The following is a 22,805-nucleotide window of genomic DNA, read 5'->3' on the forward strand; positions in this document are numbered from 1 at the left end:
TCAGCCTTTTCTGTCGGAAGCCGCTGAACAGTGGGAGCAATCAACTCGCTCGCGTCGTCAACGTCGCCGTATCTAGTGCTTATCAAAACCACTGTCAACCGGCTTCTCGATTTTCTTTTCAGCAGCTTGAAAACCACCAATCCGAATTTCGAAGCAGCTGATAAAAGAAGAATTTGTCTTTTCTATCAGGCGCTTACCGCAGTGTCCGGCGCCGGCTGGCGTCTCGCTCTGCAGCGATGACCGGGTTATAGGCGAGGCCCTTCCCGACGTAAACCCCCTCCATGACAGAAACGACTTTTTTGCAGCCAAGCCGCTGAACGAATGTGCATATCCTGGCTGAGTCACCAGCGTATGCAGGGTTTTCGGGCGTTCACACCTGTTGGCGTTTTTCAATGAGCTCGATGAGCGCCGTTATGCCCATGGCGTAGCCTTGCGATCCGAGGCCAGCGAGGACGGCATCGGCGCGCATCGAGACATAGGAGCGGTGATAGATCGGCTCGCGCTTATGGATGTTCGAGATGTGGAACTCGACCACCGGCCCCTCGAACATTTTGAGGGCGTCGAGCAGCGCCAGCGAGGTGAAGGTGAAGGCCGCCGGGTTGATGAGGATGCCGGCCGCCTCGTCGATCGCCTCGTGGACGAGGTCGATCAGCGCCTCCTCGCTATTGGTCTGACGAAAGACCAGCGGGCGATCGCCCGCCTGCCGCCGACAGATGGCCTCCACCTCGGCGAGCGTGGTGGTGCCATAGATATGGGGTTCGCGCTTGCCCAGCCGATTAAGGTTGGGACCATTGAGAACATAGAGAGGTTTCATAGCGTGGCTCCGTAGCCAAACATGCGCGGCAGCCAGAGGACGATATCGGGCACGAAGGTGAAAAGGATGAGAGCGCCGATCATCGCCCAGAGGAAGGGCATGACATCGCCGATGAGCGCGCGCATGGGCGATCCGGATATCCGGGTCATGATGAAGAGCAAGAGGCCATAGGGCGGAGTGATCAGCCCGAGCATGATGTTAACAACGGCAACAATGCCGAAATGAACGGGGTCGATGCCGAGCGCCTGGGCCGTCGGGATCAGCACCGGCACGATGACGAGAAGGATGGTGGTTCCTTCCAGCACGCACCCCAGGATCAGCAGGATGATGTTGACGATGATGAGGAACATCACCGCATTGAGCTCCCAGGAGAGCAGGATGGCGCTGATGGTGCGGGGAATGTTCTCGATGGTCACGACATAGTTGAAGACCAGTGCGCCGGCGATCAGCATGCCGATGGACGCGGTCGTCTTGGCGCTGACGAGGACCGAACGGTAGAGTTCAGCCGGCTTGACGGCACGGTAGATGACGATCGAGACAATGAGCGCATAGGCGGCGGCGACAGCGGCGGCTTCGGTGGGTGTCGTGACCCCGCCATAGATGCCGTACATCAGAACGATGGGCATGAAGAGGACGGGCAGCGCTTCCCAGGTCATGCGCGGCAGCTTGCGCAGCGGCACAGGCGGCTCGACGGGGAAATTCCGGATGCGGGCGGTCACTGCGATCTGCACCATCATCACGCCAGACATCAGCAGCCCCGGCACGACGCCAGCGAGGAAGAGGTAGCCGATGGAGGTGTCAGCCACCAAGGCATAGAGCACCATGGGGATGGAGGGCGGGATGATCGGCCCGATGACCGCGGTCGCGGCCGTCAGCGCTGCCGCGTAGGACGGGGTGTATTTGCCGTCCTTGGTCATCATGAACTGCATCATCTTGCCCGAGCCGGCGGCATCGGCGACGGCCGAACCGGACATGCCGGCAAAAACGATCGACTGCAGCACATTGACCTGGGCAAGACCGCCGCGGAAGCGGCCGACCAGGGCATCGCACCATTTGAGCAGACGCTCGGACATGGTGCCCGAATTCATGATCTCGGCAGCGAGAATGAAGAGCGGCACGGCGAGCATGATGTAGTTGGAATACATGCCGTTGAGGAACTGCTCGGCGACGATGCCGGGATCCTGCCCGCGGATGAAGAGATAAAGGATCGAGCCGCCGAGCATGGAGAGGCCCATGGGCAGGCCGAGAAACGCCAGAATGGTGATCAGCCCGAGGGCGAGGCCAAAGGCCAGGGAAATGGTCATACGCCTGAACTCGCCTTCGTCGGGTCAAAGCCTTCCGCGTCCTTGCCCCAGGCAGCCTTCCAGGCAAGGGTGAGCTGGCGGACAATCACGGCGACGGCAAAGATGCCGTAGATGGAATAGAGATAGTCGAAGCGGATCTTGAGATAGGCGGTGCGCTCGACCTTCATGAACAGGATGTAGTCGATGACCGCCGGCAGGGAGAGCGCGAAAAGCACGACCAGGGTCAGGCTGGTGAACAGCACCATGCCCCGGCGCAGGCGCGGACCCGCAGAGCCGTAGAGAATGTCGAAACGGATTTCCTCGCTGTCGCGCACGACAAATGCGGTGCCGAACAGCACCATCCACAGCCACATCACCACGCTGATCTCATGGGTCCAGCCGATCGGCAGGTTGAGCAGGTAGCGGAAGACGATCTGGATGATGAAGACGACAAACATGGTCGCGAGCATGGCCGCGAGCAGGTTTTCGGCTCGCGCATGGAGCCAGGCGCCGACGGGGCGCAGCTGAGAAATCATGGAAATCCTCCGGCAGGAGAGCAGACGAAAGGGCGGAGCAACAGCCCCGCCCTGCCGGTCAATCAGAGCGCGTTGATGCGATCAACGACGCCTTCGGGCCAGTCCTTGGCCAAGTCGGATTCGAGATATTTCTGCTGGGCAAAGGTGCGGAAAGCTTCGAGATCAGGCTCATAGATGTTGAGACCGGCGCTCTTGAAGCGCTCGACCAGCTCGGCCTCGCGGGCCAGATGCTCTTCCTGGCTGAAGTCGATGGCGACCTTTGCGGCGGCATCGAACTCTGCCTGCTGCTCGGGCGTCATGGCATCCCAGGCGGTCTTGCTGATGACGAGCAGATCGAAGCCGACGAGATGGGAGGTCAGGACGACCTGCTTCATCACTTCATAGAACTTCATGTTCTCGACGTTCGGGAGCGGATTGTCCTGTCCGTCGATGGCACCGGTCTGCAGGCCCGTATAGACCTCGGCATAGGCCATTGGCGTCGGATTGGCGCCGATCGAAGTGCCGAGGAACTGCCAGGCATCGCCACCGGGCATGCGCAGCTTGATCCCGGCCATATCGGCGGGCGTCTTGATTTCCTTGTCGCTAATCAAGCCGACATGGCGGGCGCCGAAATAGGTGGGGCCCAGAATGCGGATACCCAGCTGGTCTTCGGCCATCTGCTTGAACTCAGCGCCGACGTCGCTGTCAAAGAAGGTGCGGAGGTGGGCTGCGTCGCGGAAGAGATAGGCCGAGGTCAGCACCGACCAGGCGGGGATCTGATTGGAAATGTCCTGCGGGGCGATATTGCCCATTTCGAGGTTGCCGCGCTGCAGGGCCACGAGCTCAGTACCCTGCTTGAACAGATTGCCGCCGAGATAGGTCTCGATGGTGACATCGTCGGCAACCTGCGCCGACAAGAGGTTCATCATCTCGGCGCGGATATCGGCTTCGGAAAACACTGCCGAGAACCGCAGAACCGGCTTGTCCTGTGCCATGGCCGGGAAAGCGGCTGCCAGCAGGATGCCGCCGACCATGAGGGCACGGCGCGAAAGCGAAAGAGTCATAATTGTCCTCCCTTGGACGTTCTTCCCTTGAGGCTTCGCCTCTTGAAGCGGGAAAACGCTGAAGCTTAATGTCCGGCGGCACCCTTTTGGCACGCTCCGGTCCATCGGCCACACGCTCCTCCGTACTGGCCGAGATCACTTTGTACGAAACAGTTCGTTCAAGTCAATGCGAGACGGACGCCGACATCTATCTTTTCGTCCGTCGATTTATTATATCTCTGATGATTTCTGTTTCAACCGATAGTTTATGATGGCGGACCCGGACCTCGTTCTTGAGCAGACCCTTGCGGAAAGCACCTATCTGCGGCTGCGGGGCGACATCATCGCCTGCGCTTTGCCGCCCGGGCAAAAGCTGCGCCTCGAACCGCTCAAGACCCAATATGGCGTCGGCATCAGCACGCTACGGGAAATCCTCAATCGGCTGGCGAGCGAGAGCCTGGTCATTGCCGAAGGGCAGAAGGGCTTTGCCGTTGCCCCGGCCCATGAGGCGGATCTGCGGGAAATTGCCGAATTGCGGCTTTTGCTCGAAGGCCACGCGCTGGCCCTGTCGCTGGAGCGGGGCGATCTAGAATGGGAGGGCCGTGTCGTGGCCGCCCATCACAAGCTGGCAGCGATCGAAAAGCGGCTCCTGGCCGGCGAAGCGCGCAATATTGTCGATTGGGTCCGCTACGACTTTTCGTTCCACAATGCGCTGATCTCGGCCTGCGGGTCGGCCGCGCTGTTGTCGCTGCATGCTACGATCTTCGATCGCTTCCTGCGCTATCACATGCTGGCGTCGAGTTTCCGTGGCGCGGGCGTGGTGGGTGACCACCAGGCATTGTTCGAGCTCGCGTTGGCGCGCGATGCCTCCGGCGCGGTCGACATGCTGGCCGGCCATGTCGGCAAGGGTGTCGAGCATGTGCTCTCGACCGGCGTGCTCAAGCGCGCGGCCTGATCAGGCGTGGGCGGCGAAGGTCCTGCCCATTTCTGAGGGGTCGGGCTCACGCCCGGAAAACAGCTGGAAGGCGCGGACCGCCTGAAAGATCGCCATGCCGCCCCCGGACAGGGTCGGACAGCCCAGTTCAGCGGCCCGATCGAGCAATTGGGTCCGACGCGGGAAATAGATGATGTCGACCACCCATTGATGGGCTGTGAGCAGCGCCGGATCGAACGGGGTGCCGGGGTATTTTTCCATGCCCACAGGCGTCGCGTTGACCACACCATCGACCCGAGCAAGGGTCTGGGGGAGTGCGTCTGGGAGAAGAGGGGTTGCGGCAAGGCCCTCTTCGGCGAGTTGCTCGGCAAGGCTTGAGGCTTTGGCCTGATCGGCGTCGACAATGGTGAGTTCGCCAACGCCCAGCTGAACGAGGGCTCGCGCTACCGCTACCCCTGCCCCGCCGGCCCCGATCTGGAGCACCCGGTCGAGCGTAGCGCCCTGCAGGCCACGGCGAAAGCTTTCGGCAAAGCCCCAGCAATCGGTGTTGTGACCAAGACGGACGCCGTCACGGAAGACCACCGTATTGACGGCGCCAATGGCTGCGGCCTCGGGCGAGAGGCCATCGAGATAGTCGAGCACGGCCTGCTTGAAGGGATAGGTGACATTGACGCCGGCATAGCCCAGCGACTGGGCCGTGGCCAGGACGGTGTCGAGATCCTTATCGTCCAGGCCCAGGCGATCGAAATCTATGAGATCATATTGATAGTTAAGCCCGAGGCGTCGGCCTTCGGTTTCGTGCATGATCGGGGTCAGGGACGAGCCGATGCCGCGGCCGAGAAGGCCGATGCGGACGGATGGACCGGAGGACGGTGACGCGGGGCCTGGGGCGATCGCGGCAAAGGCGCGACGCACTCGCTCGACTTGATCAGCCAATGGCCATGCTCCCTGGCGAGGAGGCGTTGCCCCTCTGCCCTTGTCTTGTGCAGCGCCAGCCCGATACAACAGGCGAAGCGATTTGCCCGACGATGTACGAACTGGTTAGTTTAGTCAATTGCGGGTGCGGACGAGAAAGGCGCCTTCATGTCATCTCCTGGATCCTCACTGCCGGCTACCGGCCGAAAGGCAACGACGCGCCAGCAGGATCCCGAGGGCACGCGGCAGAATATCATCGAGATCGCCTCCCAGGAATTCGCGCTGAACGGGCTTTCCGGAGCGCGGATAGACGAGATTGCCGCCAAGACGCGCGCCTCCAAGCGCATGATCTATTATTATTTCGGCGACAAGGAAGGTCTCTATCTCAGCGCGCTGGAAAACGCCTATGCGCAGGTGCGCGAGGGTGAGGCCAAGCTCGATATTGCCGGGCTCAGCCCGATTGATGGCCTCAAGAAGCTCGTGGAGTTCACCTTTGAGCACCATCACCAGCATGAAGACTTCATCCGCATGGTGATGATCGAAAACATTCATCACGGGCAATATCTGGAAAAATCCGGCGTGATCCGCGACCTCAATGTCACCGCCATCGCCCATATCCGCAGCCTTTATGAGCGCGGACTGGCGGAGGGATTGTTCCGGCCCGATCTCGATCCGCTGGAAATTCACTGGCAGATCAGCGCCTTGTGCTTTTTCAATGTCTCGAACCGGGCGACGTTCTCGCAATTGTTCGCGCGCGATTTCGGCGCTGATGAGATGCAGTCCCGGCTCAAGCAGAACACGATCGACATGGTGCTACGCTATATGGTGCGGCCGGAAAAGCTGGCTGGGCTCTGATTTTTCTGCCGCTTCGGCGAGACTTTATGACGGCATAATTCCTTTATATCTGTACTGGCCGAGCCTTCCGGATCGGGCCCCGCATCGTCACGCTTGCGTTGGCCCGATTGACCGGTTGGACTATTCACCCTAACAATGTACGAACTAGTTCGTTTACTGAGGGGTGACGGGCGTGAAGACATCCATTGCAACTGTGTCGATCAGCGGTGACCTCCGCGAAAAGCTCGAGGCCATTGTAGCTGCAGGCTTTGATGGCGTGGAAATCTTTGAGAACGATTTTCTGGCCTATCACCTGTCAGCTTCCGAAGTAGGTGCAATGGCGCGCGATCTGGGGCTCGAGATCACCCTCTTCCAACCCTTCCGAGATTTCGAGGGGCTTCCCGAGCCGCTGCGGGCGAAAGCATTTGATCGTGCCGAGCGCAAGTTCGACCTGATGGAGGCCATGGGTGCGCCACTGATGCTCGTGTGCTCGAGCGTCTCGCCGGCGGCGCTGGGCGGGATCGATCGGGCTGCTGCCGATTTCCATGAATTGGGTGAGCGGGCGAAAAAGCGTGGGCTCAAGGTCGGTTATGAGGCGCTGGCCTGGGGCCGGCATGTGTTTGACCACCGCGATGCCTGGGAAGTGGTGCGGCGGGCCGACCACCCCAATATCGGGCTGATCCTCGACAGCTTTCATAGTCTGTCGCGACGCATCCCGTCCGATACGATACGGTCCATTCCGGGCGACAAGATTTTCATCGTGCAGGTGGCCGATGCCCCGGCCTTTGATATGGATCTGCTCTATTGGAGCCGTCATTTCCGCAATATGCCCGGCGAGGGGGATCTGCCGGTGGTGGACTTTGCCCGGGCCGTGGCGGCGACGGGCTATGATGGGCCGCTGTCGCTTGAGATTTTCAACGATCAGTTCCGCTCCGGTGCGCCCGGCACCATCGCCGCCGATGGCCATAGGTCGCTGATCTATCTGATGGATCAGATGCGGGCGGCGGAGCCGGCGCTCTTTTCCGGTGGAAGCGCCCTGCCCCCGCGGGTTGATGTCCACGGCGTGTCCTTCGTTGAGTTCGCGACGGGTGGGCGCGATGCCGAGCCGCTGACCAAGCTTCTGGGACAGCTGGGCTTCGCCAAGACGGGGCAGCACAGGAGCAAGAGCGTCGAGCGCTTCAGCCAGGGCGGGATCAATCTCGTGGTCAATACCGATCGCGAGGGGCTGGCCCATGCCGCCTATCTCGCCCATGGCACCGCGGCCTATGCGATTGGGCTGGAGGTAGGGGATGCGGAGGCGACGCTGAGCCGGGCCAAGGCGCTGGATGCAAAGCCCTTTTCCCAACATGTGGGTGAAGGCGAACTCGCCATACCGGCCATTCGCGGTGTGGGGGGCGGGCTGATCTATTTCCTCGATCAGGGGACCGATCTGGCGCGGGTTTGGGATATCGAGTTCGCGGAGACGGCCGATACGGAAGCGGACGCCGGACTTATCCGCATTGATCACATCGCCCAGACGATGAATTACGACGAGATGCTGACCTGGATCCTGTTCTATCGGTCGATCTTTGTGGTCGATAAAGGCCCGATGGTCGATGTCATCGATCCGGCCGGACTGGTGCGCAGCCAGGTGATTGCCAATGCCGAGGGGACGCTGCGGCTGACGCTCAATGGGGCGGAAAGCCACCGCACGCTGGCGGGTCATTTCATTGCCGAGACCTTTGGTTCGAGCGTCCAGCACATTGCCTTTGCCTCGCGCGACATTGTCGAAACGGCCAAGGCCATGGAGGCTAATGGGCTGAAACTACTAGCGATTTCACCGAACTATTATGATGATCTGGCGGCCCGGATCGATATCGATCCAGAGCTGATCGCGACTCTCAAGCGCCACAATCTCCTTTATGACCGCGACGGGGCGGGGGAATATTTCCAGTTCTACCTGCCCAGCTTTGCCGACGGGTTCTTCTTTGAAGTTGTCGAGCGGCGGGGAGGCTATGAGGGCTATGGCGCGATCAATGCGCCGTTCCGGATCGCAGCGCAGAAGCGGGCGATCCGTCCGGCGAGCGTGCCGCGGCGCTAGGACGGACTGGACGATCCAAACCCAGTTATTCCCCCTACCCCCCTTATGCGACGGCGCGGGCGGCTGACGGGCAGGTTTGGAACCCGAAACCGCGCCATTTTACGCCATGGCGCGGCTGGGGGGAGAGATCAGCTGGGCAGGCCGGTGTAGTTTTCCGCCAGGCTCTGCTGGGCGATGCGGGAACTCGCGAGGTAATCGAAATCAGCCCGCTGGATGCGGCGGCCGAAGGCCCCGGCATCTGGGAAGGTATGGAGGAGGCTGGTCATCCACCAGGAGAAGCGTTCGGCCTTCCAGATGCGGTCGAGAACCTTGGCCGAATAGGCGTTGATGCCAGCTTCGGACTTTTCCGAAACCGCCTCGATCAGCGCGTCTGCGAGGACGGCCACGTCGCTCATGGCGAGATTTAGCCCCTTGGCGCCGGTGGGCGGCACGATATGGGCGGCGTCGCCGGCAAGGAACAGGCAGCCAAAGCGCAGGGGTTCGGCGACGAAACTGCGCAGAGGGGCGATGGATTTTTCAATGGAGGAGCCGGTTTGCAGGGCCTCTGCCGTCTCGGGATTGAGGCGGGCGCGCAGTTCGTCCCAGAACCGGTCATCGGACCAGGCCTCAACCTTCTCGTCGGTCGGAACCTGCACGTAATAGCGGCTGCGCGTGGGCGAGCGCTGTGAGCAAAGGGCAAAACCGCGGGCGTGATGGGCATAGATCAGCTCATCGGCGACGGGCGGCTTATCGACCAGAATGCCAAGCCAACCAAAGGGATAGACGCGTTCGAAGGTGGTGAGGGCGGACTGGGGCACGCTCTGGCGGCTGACGCCATGAAAGCCGTCGCAGCCGGCGATAAACCGGCAATCGATGCGATGGGTGACGCCATCCTTGGTGTAGGTGACGTGAGGATTGGTGTCGAAATCATGCAGTTCGACATTTTCGGCGTCGTAGATTGTCTGCGCCTTTCGGGCCGCCATGAGATCGCGGGTGACTTCGGTCTGGCCATAGACCATGACGTGGCGACCAATCAGATCGGTGAAATCAAGGCGTTGACGGTCGCCATCGAAGCTCAGTTCGACGCCGTGATGGATGAGGCCCTCTGCATGCATGCGCGCGCCGACACCGGCGCGGTCCATGAGGTCCATCGAGCCCTGTTCGAGGACGCCAGCACGAATGCGGCCCAGCACATAATCCGGGCTTTTGCGCTCGAGAATGATGGCATCAACGCCGGCCAGCTCGAGCAGGCGCCCCAGCATCAGGCCTGCGGGACCTGCTCCGATAATGATAACTTCCGTGCGCAACCTGCTACCCCATTGTTAGCATTATCATGCCTGTTGCCGGGGATTGGTGAATGGACAGGGGGTGCATTGTCTTGCACTATCCGAACATGAACCACATTCCGGTCTACGCACTTTATGGCGAGCAGGACGTCAGCCAGGACTGGTTGCACTGGGAAACCATCCAGTCGCGCAGTCGCCTGCATGGCTATCGCATCGCGCCGCACCGGCATGAGCAGTTTTTTCAGGTCCTGCATCTGACGGGCGGATGGGCGCGGGTGGAGATCGACGGGACGCGGCACGACGTTCGCCATCAAGGGGTGGTGATCCTGCCGGCGCTCAGCGTGCACGGATTTGTCTTCAGCGATGATGTGGAAGGGGTGGTGGTGACGCTGATGGAGCGGGACCTCATCACGCTAGGACCGGATCTGCCGGCGCCGCAGGTGTTGCTGGGGCCAAGCCTTTTCATCGGGGATGCGATTGACCGGCTGATCGCCGAGGCCGACCGGCCGGGCAGCGACCATGAGGCGGCGATGCGGGCCCTTTTGACGCTGCTGGTTGTGGCGCTCAACCGGGCGAGCCAGGAAGTTGTGCCGGCTGGCGGACCGGCGCAGCGGGCGCTGATCCATACCAAGGCGTTTCGGGCCCTGGTGGACCAGAGATTTCGGGAAACGCGGCGGATCGCGGACTATGCCGAAGTTTTGGGGATCAGCCAGACCCATCTCAACCGGGTCTGCCGGGAGGTTCTGGGCGCCTCGGCGCTGGAAGTGGTCGAGCGGCGCCTGGCGCTCGAGGCGCGGCGGATGCTGGCCTTTTCATCGCTCTCGATCAAGCAGATCGGGGCGGAGCTGGGCTATGAGGACCCTGCCTATTTTTCGCGGGTGCTGACGCGCGTGCTGGGCGCGCCGCCGGGGGAGATCCGGAGATCGGCGCTGGAGCGGAAGGGGTGAGGTCTTGGGACTGAGCGCCCCCCACCCTAGCGCCGCTACGGCCCGGAGGGCCTAGCTCTGCTACCCTCCCCACATAGGGGGAGGGAGGCAGGAGCCGGTAGTTTTGTGGCCTATCAGAACGGATAGTGGATGTGTTCGGCGCCCTGGACGGTGATCCAGCGGAGGTCGGTGAATTCGGCGATGCCGGCTTTGCCGCCGAAGCGGCCGTAGCCGGAGGCCTTGACGCCGCCGAAGGGCATCTGGGCCTCGTCGTGGACGGTGGGGCCATTGACGTGGCAGATTCCGCTCTGGATGCGACCGGCGACGGCCATGGCGCGGGTGACATCACGGCCGAAGACGGCGGCGGCGAGGCCATATTCGGTGTCGTTGGCGACACGGATGGCTTCATCGATGCCAGTGACGCGGGTGACCGCGACGATGGGGCCGAAGGTTTCCTCGTGGTAGATTTTCATCTCGGCAGTGACGTGATCGACCACCGTGGCTTCCATGATGGCGCCGTCAATGCCGCCGCCGGCGACGATCTTTGCGCCCTTTGCGACCGCGTCCTTGATGAGGCCATCGATGCGCTGGGCGGCCGAAGCATCAACGAGGCAGCCCAGCGGAGTGTTGTTGTCGCGTGGGTCGCCGGCCTTGAGGGTTTTGGCCTTGGCGGCGAGGGCTGAGACGAAGTCGTCGGCGATGGCGGCATCGACGACGATGCGCTCGGTCGACATGCAGATCTGGCCCTGATTCATATAGGCGCCGAAGGCGGCGGCCGCGACGGCCTCATCGATATCGGCATCATCGAGGACGACGAAGGGCGCCTTGCCGCCCAGTTCGAGCAAAGCGGGTTTGAGATGGCGCGCCGAAAGTTCGGCGATGTGTCGGCCGACCTTGGTGGACCCGGTGAAATTGATGCGGCGCACGCCCGGATGGGCGATCAGTGCCTCGACCAGCTGGGGAGCATCGGCCGGCGCATTGGAGAGGACATTGAGCACGCCCTTGGGCAGGCCCGCCTCGACCAGGGCATCGGCGATGTGGCGATGGGTGCGCGGGCAGATTTCGCTCGACTTGAAAATGACGGTGTTGCCGCATGCGAGCGGCGTCGCAATGGCGCGGATGCCCAGGATCACCGGAGCGTTCCAGGGGGCGATAGAGAGCACGACGCCGGCGGCCTGGCGCACGCCATAGGCGGTCGAGCCGGGGCGATTGGAGGGAATGATCTCGCCGGTGATCTGGGTGGTGAGGCCGGCGGCTTCGCGCAGCATGTCGGCCGAGAGCATGACATTAAAACCCGCCCAACCTGCCGTAGCGCCGGTTTCGGCGGCCATGGCGGCGATGATCTCGGGGCCCTTGGCTTCGAGCTTTTCGGCCGCGGCAAGGAGGATCTTGCGGCGGGCGCCGGGGCTGGTGCGGCTCCACTCGACAAAGGCAGCGGCGGCGGCATCGGCAGCGCGGATGCCATCCTCAACGCTGGCGGCGGCCGCCGTGGTCGCAACCTTTCCATCCAGCGGATTGCGCCGCTCGAAGCTGGCTCCTCCCGTCGCCTGAACGTCCTGATTGTCGATCAGCAGGCCGAGACTTGTCATGCGGTAACCTCCGTTTGCATGGCGTTCTCGCGCCGGGGGACGGCGCGATCGGCCGGTAAGGGAGACACAAAAAACCGTAAAGGCAAGAGCAGTGCCGAGAGCGTGATCAGGCCCGCAAGCGCGCGGCAATATCGCGGACGATCTGCATCAGGCTGATGGCGGCAAGGCCCGGCGGCGTGTCGGCGCGGGTGGTAAAACCAACGGGCCCAAGAGTTTCGCTGGTGTCGACTGGCAGCAGCGCCAATTGCCCATCGGCAACGTCGCGGGCGACCACACCCTCGGAAATAATCCATACCGCCTCAGTGGCGCGGACATAGGAGCGGCCAAAGGCATTGGAGATGGTTTCGACCTCATCGCGCAGGCTCGTGAGCCCATTGGCGCGCAACAGGCGCTCGACCGAGGGGCGGATGACCGAGCCAGGCGTGGGCATCAGCACCTGAAAGGGGGCAATGCTGCGGAGGGTGAAATCGGGCTGATCCAGCAGGGGATGGCCGGGGCGCACCGCCATGACCACGCGCTCGGAATAAAGATGCTCGAAGGAGAGGCCCAGCATGGCTTCGGGCTCGGCCATGCGGCCAATGACGAGATCGACGTCCCCGGTGCGGAGGCGCGTGAGGAGATAATCATTGGGGCCGGTGACGATGCGGGTGTGGACGCCTGAATAGTCGGCGGTGAAGGTCTGGACCGCTTCGGGGAGGATGCGGGCCGAGACAGTGGGGAGAGCGCCGACGCGGACAAGCGCGGTTTCGCCCCCGGTGCGGGCGGCATCCATGCCCTGACGCAGCGCGGCGATGGCCGTCGAGGCATAGCGATAAAAGATTTCGCCAAAGGCGGTGAGCTGGAGTTTACGGCGCGCCCGATCAAAGAGCGGGGCGCCCAGAATGTCCTCCAGGTCCTGCACCGTCTTGGTAGCGGCGGGCTGGCTGATGTTGAGCGCCGCGGCGGCGCGGACAACGCTGCGCTGGCGGGCGACTTCGATAAAGCAGGCGAGATGGCGCAGTTTGATGCGCGGATCGATCAGGCGCTCGGTCACTTCTTGCGACTTCCGGTTATTCAACCAGCCTCGAAGAGGCATAATTTCACATTGAGAATAACCTGTGGGTTATCATCTGGCGAGCGTTTATCATTTTACCTCGGCCGGCGGACGGGCTTTAATCGGCCTGACGAGGGGTAGAACATGCTTTTTGCAGATATTGGCGGCGTGGTGCTGCATTACCGGGTCAGTGGACCAGCAGGTGCGCCTGTGGTGGCGCTGGCCAATTCGCTGGGCACGGATGGACGCATCTGGGACGGTGTGATCGCGCGGCTGGCCGAGACTTATCGCGTCATTTCCTATGACAAGCGCGGACACGGGCTGAGCGACGCGCCGGCGGGCGAGTATAGCCTCGATCAGCATGTGGATGATTTATCGGGGCTGCTCCACCATCTCGGTGTGGACGAGTTGGCGCTGGGCGGGGTTTCGGTCGGCGGGCTGATCGCGCAGGGATTTGCGCTGAAATATCCGGGCCGGCTCAAAGCTCTGGTGCTCTGTGACACGGCGCCGAAAGTCGGCGACGCCGCATTCTGGAATGCGCGACTGGAAAAAGTTCTGACCGAAGGGCTCGGGGCAATTGCCGAAGGGATCATGGAGCGCTGGTTCAGCCCCGGTTTCCGCGAAAATGAGCGCGTGGCGCTGGCCGGGTGGCGCAACATGTTCCTGCGGGCCGACGCCAAGGGCTATGCGGCCACCTGCGCGACGCTGCGCGATGCCGATCTGCGGAGCGAGATCGGAAACATTTCGGTGCCGACCCTGGTGGTGGCGGGGGAAGATGATTTGGCAACGCCGCCCGATCTCGTGCGCAGCACGGCCGAGGCAATCCCCGGGGCGCGTTTCGTAAGCCTGCCGGGGGTAGGCCACATTCCTTCCATCGAGCGGCCGGCGGAGCTGGCAACGCTGATGGCCGATTTTTTCAAGGAGGCCGGTCATGGCTGACAAAACGCGGTTCGAGCAGGGCATGCAAACGCGCCGCTCGGTGCTGGGCGACGCCCATGTGGACCGGGCGAGCGCGCGGGCAACGCCGTTCGACATCGACTTCCAGAGTTTTATCACCGAAGGGGCTTGGGGCTCGGTGTGGTCGCGGCCGGGACTGACCAAGCGCGAGCGCTCGCTGATCACGCTAGCGCTGCTGGCGGCGGCTGGACATGACGAGGAAGTCGCCATGCATGTGCGGGCGACCGAGAATACCGGGGCGAGCCCGGATGATATCAAGGAAGCGCTGCTGCATGTGGCCGTTTATGCCGGCGTGCCGGCGGCCAATCGCGCCTTCCGCATCGCCAAGGAAGAACTGGCAAAGCGCAAGGAGGGCGCGCAATGAGTGGCATTATCCTGCCCGGAGAAGACGGGGCGCTCTACCAGCGCGACATGGCCTGGCATCCGCCAGCCAATACGCCCGGATATAAGAGCACGACGTTTCGCGCACCGCGCCATAGCCTGCTCTCGCTCGGGCCGACCAAGTCGGAGCTGACGGGACCGACCTTCGGGCATGAAAAGCTCGGGCCGCTGGACAATGATCTCATCCGCAATTTCAGCCAGGACGGCACCGAGGCTATCGGCCAGCGGATGATCGTCTATGGTCAGGTGCTGGACGAGAATGCCCGGCCGGTGCCCAATATGCTGGTGGAATTCTGGCAGGCCAATGCCGGTGGGCGCTACCGCCACAAGAAGGAAGGGTATCTGGCCGCACTCGACCCCAATTTCGGCGGGTTCGGGCGGGCGCTGACCGACGCGAACGGGTTTTATTCGTTCCGCACCGTCAAGCCGGGGGCCTATCCCTGGCCCAATGGCGGCAATGACTGGCGGCCGGCCCATATCCACTTCTCGGTCTTTGGCCACGCCTTTGCGCAGCGGCTGATTACCCAGATGTATTTCGAGGGTGACCCGATGATCTGGCAGTGCCCGATTGTGAGCACCGTGCCGGACAAGGCCGGGATCGAGCAGCTGATCGCAAGGCTCGACCGGCACAATACAACGCCCATGGATGCGCTGGCCTATCGCTTTGATATCGTGCTGCGCGGCCGCCGCTCGACCATGTTCGAGAACAAGATGGAAGGGAACTGATGTTGCACCCGACCCCGATCCTCAAGGAAACGCCGTCGCAGACTGCCGGGCCCTATGTGCATATCGGCATGACGCCGAACTTTGCCGAGCTGGGCGGCGTCTATGACGATCCCGGCAAGACCATGCTGACGCCCGACACCAAGGGCGAGCGCATCGACATCGTCTGCCGCGTCATCGATGGCAGCGGCGCGCCGGTGGCGGACGCGGTTGTCGAAATCTGGCAGGCCGATGGCGATGGGCGGTTTGCCGCCCCGACCACGCGCAACTCCAACGCGGCGCCGGCCTTTACCGGCTGGGGGCGCCAGCCGGCCAATGGCGAGGGCGTCTTGACGTTCGAGACGATCAAACCCGGCCGTGTGGAAGGACCGGACGGCAAGCTGCAGGCGCCCCATGTCAGCCTCTGGATCGTGGCGCGCGGGATCAATATCGGGCTGATGACACGGCTCTATTTTGAAGACGAAGCCGAGGCAAATGAGACCGACTTTGTGCTCGGCAAGATCATGGACAAGCGCCGCCGCACAACGCTGATCGCAAGGCGTGAAGAGGGGGGCGTGCCGAAGTATGTGCTGGATGTCCATCTCCAGGGGGAGAAGGAGACGGTGTTTTTCGATTTTTGATTTGTTGGGATTTGGGGCTCTCGATACCCCCTCCTAGCCTCCCCCTGATAGGGGGAGGGACCGATCGAGTCTGCTGATCTGTCTGCGAGCCACCGAAGCACCCCTCCCCCTTCTGCAGGGGAGGTTGGGTGGGGGTTGCCAGCAGCACGATTGCGAGGCTTGGATGACAAGCGAGCGCGCATAGACACTCTCTCTTACGGGACACCAAACTGCTCATGACCACATTGCTGTCGGCCCTTTGTGGCGATGATGAAATCGAGGCGCTGCTAAGCGATGCGCGGCAGGTGGCGGCGATGCTGGCGTTTGAGCGGGCGCTGGCCGAGGCGAGTGCGGATTGCGGCTTTATCGGCGCGGATGCTGCGGCCGCCATTGGCGCGGCGATTGATGGCTTTGAGCCGGATTGGGCGGTGCTCCAGGTCGGCATGGCGCGGGATGGCGTGGTGGTGCCGGCGCTGGTCAAGCAGTTGCGGGGCACAATCGCCGAGCCGGATGGCGCGGCGCTGCATCGCGGGGCAACCAGTCAGGATGCGATCGATACGGCGCTGATGGTGCAGCTGGCCGATGTATTCAGTGTTTACGAAAAGCGACTGAGCGGACTTCTCGACCAGTTGGAGGCGCTGGCAAAAGCGCATGGCGAGACGGCGCTGATGGCGCATACGCGCATGCAGGTGGCGCTGCCGACGACTTGGGCCGCCAAGATTGCCAGCTGGAGCGAACCGCTGGGCCGGCATCTGCGCGCACTGGCGGCGCTGCGGCGGAGCCTGCTTGTCGTGCAATTGGGTGGGCCGGTGGGCGACGGCGGCAGCTTTGAGGGCCATGCCGAAGCCATTCGGGCCGGCATGGCGCAGCGACTGGGCCTGGGGATCGCGACGCCCTGGCAGACGCAGCGCGATCCGATCGTGGCGCTGGGCAGCGTGCTCGCACAGATCAGCGGGAGCCTCGGCAAGATCGGCGCCGATATTGCGCTTCTGGCGCAGAATGAAGTGGCGGCAGTCAAGCTCGCGGGCGGTGGCGGTTCGTCGGCGATGGCGCATAAATCCAACCCGGTGTACGCCGAAGTGCTGGTGGCATTGGCGCGGTACAACGCCGGATTGTCGGGTATTCTGGGGCAGGCACAGGTGCATGAATATGAGCGCTCCGGTGCGGCCTGGACGCTCGAATGGCTGACGCTGCCGCCGATGCTGATCAGCTGCGGGGCAAGCCTGAGGCTCGGGCAGGCGGTGCTCGGCCAGCTGCGCATCGGCTGAGTCACAGGGCCGCATGGGGGCCGACAGGGATCGTTTTCCTTGACCTTCACCCCCATTTCGCCATCAAGGGGCCCAGATTGGGGCGTATCCGCCCGAGATTACTGCCGTCGACAAGGAATTTGCGCATGCGGGCACGAGTGACAGGCCTAGCGGCAACCATGGCCATGGCCGTCGTGATCTCTGGTTGTTCCATGGCGGCGCTGAAGCCCCTGCCCGGCAACAAGCAGGCGGCGATCCCGGCGACGAGTGCCATCGAAACCCTCGCTGCGGCAGCGACGCCTGAAGGCCATGTGCCCAAGGCCAATGCTGTGCCGCGCGCCAATCCCGAAACCCTGCTCGGCTTTGCGCAGAGCGAACGCGGCTCGCTCGACGGGCTGATTTCCCACTATTCCAGCGTCTATAATGTGCCCGAGAGCCTCGTGCGCCGGGTGATCGTGCGCGAGAGCAATTACAATCCGGCAGCACGCAACGGGCCTTATTACGGGCTGATGCAGATCAGCCACGCCACCGCGCGCGGCATGGGCTATTCCGGTGAGGCCGCAGGCCTTCTCGATGCCGAGACCAATCTGCGCTATGCGGTGCGCTATCTGGCCGGGGCCTATATCACGGCCGGCGGCAACCATGACCGCTCGGTGCAGTTTTATGCGCGCGGCTATTATTATGACGCCAAGCGCCTGGGGCTCCTGCAGAAGAGCGGGTTGCGCTAGGGCGGAAGATCCCCCTCATCTCGACCGCAATTCGCTGCGCGAATTCGGTGTGCCCTTCGGGCACCTTCTCCCTCAAGGGGAGAAGGCGATAGCCGATTGATCGTCCCATCGTCAGACGACGTCGAGGCTCACCTCAAACCCGTTGCGGCTGACTTCGCTGTAGGGGCAGATGATGTGGGCGCGCTGGACGATGTCCTCAACCTTTTCCCGATCCAGCCCCGGCACGTCGACCTTGAGCGCGGCCTGGATCCAGAACCCTTCGCCATCCGGCCTGTCGCGGAAACTGACCTCGGCGGTGACTTTTGCGTCGTCGGGGATCTTGTCGCCGCTCTTGCGGGCGGCAGCCTTCATGGCGCCGAGGAAGCAGGCGGAGTAGCCGACGGCAAAGAGCTGTTCGGGATTGGTGCCGCGCGCGCCATCACCACCCATTTCCTTGGGCGTAGTCAGGGTGACATCGAGCACGCCATCATCGGTAGCGCCGTGGCCGGAGCGACCGCCAGTCGAGGTGGCGCGCGCCGTGTACATGATCTTGGTCATCAGGCTTCTCCTTGGGTTTATGATTGGGTAACCACGCAGTCTATCAGGCCGGTTCCGTCACAAAGCCGCCAGCTCTGTCGGACAGAGAGAAGACCACGATGCGGCAATGATCGAAAGGGCGGTTTTTAATGAGGACGAAGTGGATCTGGCTGCTCATGGGCCTGGTGGTAGGGCTGGGGCCGAGCGCGCCGGCAACGGCGCGGGATATCTGCACGCTCATTGCCGATGCCAGTTCGCGCGCAATCCTCGTTGAGGAGGGGGACTGCCAGTCCCCGGTGACCCCGGCCTCGACCTTCAAGCTGCCCCTGGCGTTGATGGGTTTTGAAGATGGGATCATCACCTCACCGACCACGCCGAAGCTGCCGTTCAAGGAGGGCTATGCCGATTGGGGCGGTGAGGCGTGGCAGCAGGACACGACCCCTGCCCTCTGGATGAAGAATTCCACCGTCTGGTATTCCCAGGTCCTGGCGCGGACGATGGGGCTCGAAAAACTGACCGCCTATGGCCGCGCCTTTGGCTATGGCAATGCCGATTTTTCCGGGGACCCCGGAAAGAACAACGGGCTGGAACGATCCTGGATTTCGTCCTCGCTCAAGATTTCGCCGCTCGAGCAGGCCGGTTTCATCGCAGCGCTGGTGACCGGCAGCCTTCCGGTGTCGCGGCAGTCGCGGGATGGCGCGATGGCACTGGTCGAGGTGGCGGGCACGGTGGATGGCTGGGAGATTTCGGGCAAGACCGGATCGGCTTATCCGCGGCGGGCGGACGGCAATTTTGATCGCACGCGCGGCTGGGGCTGGTTTGTGGGCTGGGCCGAAAAGGGCGGTCGCACGCTGGTGTTTGCGCGGCTGGCGCAGGATGAGGCGCGCAATTCCATATCCGGCGGGCTGCGGGCGCGCGATAGCCTGGTCAAACAGTGGCCAGAATTGCTGCGCGCGGCAGGGCTTTAAGCGCTGGCGGCGAGCTCTGCCGGCGCCATCAGGGCTGCAATTTCAGCCCAGCGGGCGCGGAAGGCGTTGACGCAGACGGGATCGAAATGCGTGCCGGAGCAGTGAAGGATCTCGGCATAGGCCTTGGCGAGCGGCCAGGCCTTTTTATAGGGGCGCTCGGAGCAGAGGGCGTCAAAGACATCGGCCAGAGCGACGATGCGTGCCTCGATCGGAATATCACTGCCGGAGAGGCGGTCGGGATAGCCGGTGCCGTCCCATTTTTCGTGATGGCTCTGGGCGATCAGCTCGGCGGTGCGGATGAGATCGCTATCTCCGTTTTCAAGGATGCGGGCGCCAATGGCGACATGCTCGCGCATGATGGCCAGTTCCTCGGGCGTGAGCTTGCCGGGCTTGGAGAGAATGGCATCGGCAATGCCGATCTTGCCGATGTCGTGGAGCGGGGCGGCCAGATAAATGGTGCGGCACCGCTGGGCATCGAGCCCGACGCCTTCGGCTATGATCTGGCTGATGCGGGCGACGCGCGAGACATGCTCGCCGATATCGCCGTCGCGATATTCAATGGCCCGGGCGAGGCGCCAGATGATCTCTTCCTCGCGCTCATGCAGATGGGCTGTAGCCGCCTCGACCTCGCGGGCGAGACGTTCGGCGTGGCTGGCCAGCTCCAGCTGGGCGCCGCGCAGGGCGAGCAGATTGGTGACCCGCGCCTGCAGCTCGATGGGATCGAAGGGTTTTGTCAGAAAATCATTGGCGCCGGACTGGATGGCCTCGATGCGCACCTGCTTGTCGATATCGGAGGTGACCATGATGATGGGCACGCTGCGATAGGTGAGGCGCTGGCGCAGGGCGGCGGTAAACTCCATGCCATCCATGTCGGGCATGATGTGATCGACGAGGACGAGATCGAATTGTTCGGCCTCGGCGCGGGCGAGCGCTTCGCGCGGATTGAGGCAGAGTTCGACATTGTCCGAGACGGACTGACGGATGATCGCGCCAAGCATGGCCAGACTCGATCTGGAATCGTCGACAATCAATAAACGCACGTCCCGGCCCCCCGGCAGAACTCTCCGCCGAGACCCTATGGGGGAAGCTCTTAGTCGGAGCTTAACAGGAAGGCCGATCTTGTCTCGGAACCGGTCAATTCGCCTTTCCTACTGTCGATCCTCAGAAAATTTATTGGCCGCGAAGGAATCCGGCTTCATTTCGATGGAGAAGCCGGGGCGCTCGGGCGGCATGTAGGCGGCGTTCCTGATAATGCAGGGATCAAGGAAATGCTCGTGCAGGTGATCGACATATTCGATCACCCGGCCGGTCTTGGTGCCGGAGACGGCGATGTAGTCGATCATCGAGAGATGCTGGACATATTCGCAGAGGCCGACGCCGCCGGCGTGGGGCCAGACGGGCTTGTTGTACTTGGCGGCCATGAGCAGGACGGAGAGCACCTCATTGAGACCGCCGATGCGGCAGGCGTCGATCTGGACGATGTCGATGGCGTCGCGGGTGATGAACTGCTTGAAGAGAATGCGGTTCTGGCACATTTCGCCGGTGGCGACCTTTACCGGGGCAATAGCCTGCCGGATTTTGCGGTGGCCCTCAACGTCGTCGGGGCTGGTCGGTTCTTCGATGAAGAACGGTTCAAACTTCTGGAGCGCCTTGACCCAGGTGATGGCTTGGTCGACTTCCCAGACCTGGTTGGCGTCGATCATCAGATAGCGATCCGGCCCCATGATGGAGCGGACGATGTCGAGGCGGCGGATATCGTCCTCGAGATCGCGGCCGACCTTCATCTTGATATGGGTGAAACCGGCGGCCACCGCCTCATTGGCAAGGCGGATCAGTTTTTCATTGGGATAGCCGAGCCAGCCGGCGGAGGTGGTGTAGCAGGCATAGCCCTCGGCGCGCAGAGTGGCGATGCGTTCGGCCTTGCCCGGTTCGGCAGCGCGGAAAATGGCGAGGGCTTCCTCGGGCGTGATGGCGTCGGTGAGGTAGCGGAAATCGATAATGGACACGAGCTGTTCGGGGCTCATTTCGCTGACATAGAGCCACACCGGTTTACCGGCCCGCTTGGCGAGGAGATCCCAGACGGCATTGACCACCGCGCCGGTGGCCAGATGCATGGCGCCCTTGTCGGGGCCGATCCAGCGCAGCTGGCTGTCGCCGGTGATGTGGCGCCAGAAGCGGCCGGGATTTTCCTCGATCCAGTCGAGATCGAGGTTTTTCACCCGATCGGTAAGGGCGTTGATCGCGGCGCAGACGACTTCATTGCCGCGGCCAATGGTGAAGGTGAGGCCATGGCCTTCGAGGTCACCATCCGTACCGAGGACGACATAGGCAGCGGAATAGTCCGGGTCCGGGTTCATCGCATCGGACCCGTCGAGCGAGGCCGAGGTGGGGAAGCGGAGGTCGTGGGTTTTGAGCGATGTGATCCTGGTCATTTTCCAACTCTCCCAAAGGCCCCCTCACCCGCCGCTTTGCGGCGACCTCTCCCCCAAGGGAGAGGTGGGGCATCGCGCGCGACTGACGTGTCGGCTCCATCGTCCCCTCTCCCCTTGGAGGAGAGGGATAGGCTGAGGGGCCTTAGCCCGGCAGAAGGCCTCAGCCCGTCCAGCCGCCGTCGATGATGTGGACCTGGCCGGTGGTGTAGGTGGCGCCGGCGAGATAGACGGCGAGGTCGGCGACCTCCTCGGGCTGGGCGATGCGGCCGATGGGCTGGCGGGCGATGAAGGATTTTTTCGCCGCCTCGAAATCGCCGGTGGCGTGCCAGCGCTCATGCAGGCTCGGACTTTCCACCGTGCCCGGGGCGATGGCGTTAATGCGGATATTGTGGGCGACGTAATCGGCGGCGACGGATTTGGTCAGCCCGATGACGGCGGCCTTGGAGATGGAATAGGCGGCGCGGTTTGGTACGCCCTTCACCGAGGAAGCGACCGTCGCCATGTTGATGATGGCGCCATCGCGGCGCTCGATCATCTGCGGCAGCACGGCACGAATGGTGCGGATTTGCGCCCGGACGTTGAGATCGAGCGCGAAGTCGAGATCGGCATCGCTCATTTCGAGAATGGCGCCGCTGTGCACGACGCCGGCGCAATTGAAGAGCACATCGATGTGGCCGATCTCGGCGATTGCGGCGGTGACGTCATCATTGGAGAGCACGTTGAGGACGCACGTGGTGATGCCGGGCGTACCATCGAGCTCGGCGAGCTTGGCCGCATTGATGTCGGTGGCAATGACCTGCGCGCCGGCACGGGCGAAGGCGAGGGCCGAAGCCTGCCCGATACCCTGGGCAGCTGCGGTGATAACAACGATTTTTCCGGCAAGGTCAGACATTTTGGTCTTTCGGTATTTTTGATCTCCATGCCATGCCCGCGTCGGGATGGCAGTCGGGAGAGGGTTCGAGATCATGGCTCATGTCACCCCCTCCCACCTCCCCCTGCGCGGGGGGAGGTACAGTGCAGTGG

Annotated in this window: 22 protein-coding genes and 1 pseudogene; 11 read left to right on the top strand and 12 right to left on the bottom strand. The window is 62.7% G+C overall.

The window, feature by feature from the left end; all coding sequences use genetic code 11:
• Positions 1-370 precede the first annotated feature (370 nt).
• From NYQ88_RS19315 to dctP, 4 genes are all read right to left on the bottom strand, one after another.
• A complete protein-coding gene (locus tag NYQ88_RS19315) occupies positions 371-814 on the bottom strand; it encodes a type II 3-dehydroquinate dehydratase (protein ID WP_275652694.1) in 444 nt (147 codons plus the stop codon).
• On the bottom strand, positions 811-2,118 hold the full coding sequence (locus NYQ88_RS19320) for a TRAP transporter large permease (RefSeq protein WP_275652695.1): 1,308 nt from the start codon (positions 2,116-2,118) through the stop codon (positions 811-813). The genes NYQ88_RS19315 and NYQ88_RS19320 overlap by 4 nt, the downstream gene beginning before the upstream one ends.
• A complete protein-coding gene (locus NYQ88_RS19325; RefSeq protein ID WP_275652696.1) occupies positions 2,115-2,633 on the bottom strand; it encodes a TRAP transporter small permease subunit in 519 nt (172 codons plus the stop codon). Before NYQ88_RS19325 ends, NYQ88_RS19320 begins: the two co-directional genes overlap by 4 nt.
• A 62-nt stretch (positions 2,634-2,695) precedes the next feature.
• Positions 2,696-3,676 carry a TRAP transporter substrate-binding protein DctP gene (gene dctP, locus NYQ88_RS19330; protein WP_275652697.1) on the bottom strand — a complete coding sequence of 327 codons (981 nt, stop codon included), beginning with the start codon at positions 3,674-3,676 and terminating at the stop codon, positions 2,696-2,698.
• A 250-nt stretch (positions 3,677-3,926) separates the two neighbouring features.
• On the opposite strand from dctP, the gene NYQ88_RS19335 reads away from it, so the two are divergent.
• On the top strand, positions 3,927-4,610 hold the full coding sequence (locus NYQ88_RS19335) for an FCD domain-containing protein (RefSeq protein ID WP_275654956.1): 684 nt from the start codon (positions 3,927-3,929) through the stop codon (positions 4,608-4,610).
• Here NYQ88_RS19335 and NYQ88_RS19340 read toward each other — a convergent pair whose 3' ends face one another.
• Entirely contained in the window at positions 4,611-5,483 is an 873-nt protein-coding gene (locus tag NYQ88_RS19340) for a shikimate dehydrogenase (protein ID WP_275654957.1), read from the bottom strand.
• Between the two features lie 189 nt (positions 5,484-5,672).
• Here NYQ88_RS19340 and NYQ88_RS19345 point away from each other — a divergent pair, with 189 nt between their 5' ends.
• Entirely contained in the window at positions 5,673-6,359 is a 687-nt protein-coding gene (locus NYQ88_RS19345; protein WP_275652698.1) for a TetR/AcrR family transcriptional regulator, read from the top strand.
• Positions 6,360-6,531: 172 nt separating this feature from the next.
• Positions 6,532-8,418 carry a sugar phosphate isomerase/epimerase and 4-hydroxyphenylpyruvate domain-containing protein gene (locus tag NYQ88_RS19350; RefSeq protein ID WP_275652699.1) on the top strand — a complete coding sequence of 629 codons (1,887 nt, stop codon included), beginning with the start codon at positions 6,532-6,534 and terminating at the stop codon, positions 8,416-8,418.
• 128 nt (positions 8,419-8,546) lie between these two features.
• Here the strand turns inward: NYQ88_RS19350 and pobA are convergent, their stop codons facing one another.
• The gene (pobA, locus tag NYQ88_RS19355) at positions 8,547-9,704 is read right to left on the bottom strand and encodes a 4-hydroxybenzoate 3-monooxygenase (protein WP_275652700.1); all 1,158 of its coding nucleotides are present in this window, start codon (positions 9,702-9,704) and stop codon (positions 8,547-8,549) included.
• 71 nt (positions 9,705-9,775) lie between these two features.
• Here pobA and NYQ88_RS19360 point away from each other — a divergent pair, with 71 nt between their 5' ends.
• The gene (locus NYQ88_RS19360) at positions 9,776-10,630 is read left to right on the top strand and encodes a helix-turn-helix domain-containing protein (protein WP_275652701.1); all 855 of its coding nucleotides are present in this window, start codon (positions 9,776-9,778) and stop codon (positions 10,628-10,630) included.
• Positions 10,631-10,743: 113 nt separating this feature from the next.
• Here NYQ88_RS19360 and NYQ88_RS19365 read toward each other — a convergent pair whose 3' ends face one another.
• A complete protein-coding gene (locus NYQ88_RS19365; protein ID WP_275652702.1) occupies positions 10,744-12,198 on the bottom strand; it encodes an aldehyde dehydrogenase in 1,455 nt (484 codons plus the stop codon).
• Between the two features lie 106 nt (positions 12,199-12,304).
• Positions 12,305-13,219 (bottom strand): pca operon transcription factor PcaQ, encoded by a 915-nt coding sequence (gene pcaQ, locus NYQ88_RS19370; protein WP_275654958.1) that lies wholly within the window; start codon positions 13,217-13,219, stop codon positions 12,305-12,307.
• Positions 13,220-13,375: 156 nt separating this feature from the next.
• Between pcaQ and pcaD the strand changes: the two genes are divergently transcribed.
• From pcaD to NYQ88_RS19400, 6 genes and pseudogenes are all read left to right on the top strand, one after another.
• Positions 13,376-14,170: a 3-oxoadipate enol-lactonase gene (pcaD, locus tag NYQ88_RS19375; RefSeq protein ID WP_275652703.1), complete on the top strand. Its 795-nt coding sequence runs from the start codon at positions 13,376-13,378 to the stop codon at positions 14,168-14,170.
• Positions 14,163-14,552, top strand: a complete 390-nt coding sequence (gene pcaC, locus NYQ88_RS19380; protein WP_275652704.1) for a 4-carboxymuconolactone decarboxylase — start codon at positions 14,163-14,165, stop codon at positions 14,550-14,552. Before pcaD ends, pcaC begins: the two co-directional genes overlap by 8 nt.
• Entirely contained in the window at positions 14,549-15,295 is a 747-nt protein-coding gene (gene pcaH, locus NYQ88_RS19385; protein ID WP_275652705.1) for a protocatechuate 3,4-dioxygenase subunit beta, read from the top strand. The genes pcaC and pcaH overlap by 4 nt, the downstream gene beginning before the upstream one ends.
• The gene (gene pcaG, locus NYQ88_RS19390) at positions 15,295-15,912 is read left to right on the top strand and encodes a protocatechuate 3,4-dioxygenase subunit alpha (protein WP_275652706.1); all 618 of its coding nucleotides are present in this window, start codon (positions 15,295-15,297) and stop codon (positions 15,910-15,912) included. The genes pcaH and pcaG overlap by 1 nt, the downstream gene beginning before the upstream one ends.
• A gap of 215 nt (positions 15,913-16,127) precedes the next feature.
• Positions 16,128-17,159, top strand: coding sequence for a 3-carboxy-cis,cis-muconate cycloisomerase (locus NYQ88_RS19395; protein ID WP_275652707.1), 1,032 nt, complete (start codon positions 16,128-16,130; stop codon positions 17,157-17,159).
• 365 nt (positions 17,160-17,524) lie between these two features.
• Positions 17,525-17,866 (top strand): annotated as a pseudogene (locus NYQ88_RS19400) (lytic transglycosylase domain-containing protein); the annotation flags it as partial.
• A 111-nt stretch (positions 17,867-17,977) separates the two neighbouring features.
• Here the strand turns inward: NYQ88_RS19400 and NYQ88_RS19405 are convergent.
• Positions 17,978-18,403, bottom strand: coding sequence for an organic hydroperoxide resistance protein (locus tag NYQ88_RS19405; protein WP_275652708.1), 426 nt, complete (start codon positions 18,401-18,403; stop codon positions 17,978-17,980).
• Positions 18,404-18,531: 128 nt separating this feature from the next.
• Here NYQ88_RS19405 and blaOXA point away from each other — a divergent pair, with 128 nt between their 5' ends.
• The gene (blaOXA, locus tag NYQ88_RS19410; RefSeq protein ID WP_275652709.1) at positions 18,532-19,350 is read left to right on the top strand and encodes a class D beta-lactamase; all 819 of its coding nucleotides are present in this window, start codon (positions 18,532-18,534) and stop codon (positions 19,348-19,350) included.
• Here the strand turns inward: blaOXA and NYQ88_RS19415 are convergent.
• From NYQ88_RS19415 to NYQ88_RS19425, 3 genes are all read right to left on the bottom strand, one after another.
• Entirely contained in the window at positions 19,347-20,390 is a 1,044-nt protein-coding gene (locus tag NYQ88_RS19415) for an HD domain-containing phosphohydrolase (RefSeq protein WP_275652710.1), read from the bottom strand. The genes blaOXA and NYQ88_RS19415 overlap by 4 nt on opposite strands.
• A 108-nt stretch (positions 20,391-20,498) precedes the next feature.
• The gene (locus tag NYQ88_RS19420) at positions 20,499-21,782 is read right to left on the bottom strand and encodes an L-fuconate dehydratase (RefSeq protein WP_275652711.1); all 1,284 of its coding nucleotides are present in this window, start codon (positions 21,780-21,782) and stop codon (positions 20,499-20,501) included.
• Between the two features lie 160 nt (positions 21,783-21,942).
• On the bottom strand, positions 21,943-22,674 hold the full coding sequence (locus NYQ88_RS19425) for an SDR family oxidoreductase (protein WP_275652712.1): 732 nt from the start codon (positions 22,672-22,674) through the stop codon (positions 21,943-21,945).
• Positions 22,675-22,805: the final 131 nt, after the last annotated feature.

It is taken from the genome of Devosia sp. SD17-2 (assembly GCF_029201565.1).
In the GTDB taxonomy this organism is placed as follows: domain Bacteria; phylum Pseudomonadota; class Alphaproteobacteria; order Rhizobiales; family Devosiaceae; genus Devosia.

Excerpts from the sequence above, each read along its gene's own strand:
- NYQ88_RS19420 (WP_275652711.1), bottom strand. The coding sequence starts at position 21,782 with ATGACCAGGATCACATCGCTCAAAACCCACGACCTCCGCTTCCCCACC.
- blaOXA (WP_275652709.1), top strand. The coding sequence starts at position 18,532 with ATGAGGACGAAGTGGATCTGGCTGCTCATGGGCCTGGTGGTAGGGCTG.
- NYQ88_RS19315 (WP_275652694.1), bottom strand. The coding sequence starts at position 814 with ATGAAACCTCTCTATGTTCTCAATGGTCCCAACCTTAATCGGCTGGGC.
- pcaD (WP_275652703.1), top strand. The coding sequence starts at position 13,376 with ATGCTTTTTGCAGATATTGGCGGCGTGGTGCTGCATTACCGGGTCAGT.
- dctP (WP_275652697.1), bottom strand. The coding sequence starts at position 3,676 with ATGACTCTTTCGCTTTCGCGCCGTGCCCTCATGGTCGGCGGCATCCTG.
- NYQ88_RS19320 (WP_275652695.1), bottom strand. The coding sequence starts at position 2,118 with ATGACCATTTCCCTGGCCTTTGGCCTCGCCCTCGGGCTGATCACCATT.
- pcaH (WP_275652705.1), top strand. The coding sequence starts at position 14,549 with ATGAGTGGCATTATCCTGCCCGGAGAAGACGGGGCGCTCTACCAGCGC.
- NYQ88_RS19425 (WP_275652712.1), bottom strand. The coding sequence starts at position 22,674 with ATGTCTGACCTTGCCGGAAAAATCGTTGTTATCACCGCAGCTGCCCAG.
- NYQ88_RS19345 (WP_275652698.1), top strand. The coding sequence starts at position 5,673 with ATGTCATCTCCTGGATCCTCACTGCCGGCTACCGGCCGAAAGGCAACG.
- NYQ88_RS19405 (WP_275652708.1), bottom strand. The coding sequence starts at position 18,403 with ATGACCAAGATCATGTACACGGCGCGCGCCACCTCGACTGGCGGTCGC.
- pcaG (WP_275652706.1), top strand. The coding sequence starts at position 15,295 with ATGTTGCACCCGACCCCGATCCTCAAGGAAACGCCGTCGCAGACTGCC.
- NYQ88_RS19325 (WP_275652696.1), bottom strand. The coding sequence starts at position 2,633 with ATGATTTCTCAGCTGCGCCCCGTCGGCGCCTGGCTCCATGCGCGAGCC.
- NYQ88_RS19365 (WP_275652702.1), bottom strand. The coding sequence starts at position 12,198 with ATGACAAGTCTCGGCCTGCTGATCGACAATCAGGACGTTCAGGCGACG.
- NYQ88_RS19395 (WP_275652707.1), top strand. The coding sequence starts at position 16,128 with ATGACCACATTGCTGTCGGCCCTTTGTGGCGATGATGAAATCGAGGCG.
- NYQ88_RS19335 (WP_275654956.1), top strand. The coding sequence starts at position 3,927 with ATGGCGGACCCGGACCTCGTTCTTGAGCAGACCCTTGCGGAAAGCACC.
- pcaC (WP_275652704.1), top strand. The coding sequence starts at position 14,163 with ATGGCTGACAAAACGCGGTTCGAGCAGGGCATGCAAACGCGCCGCTCG.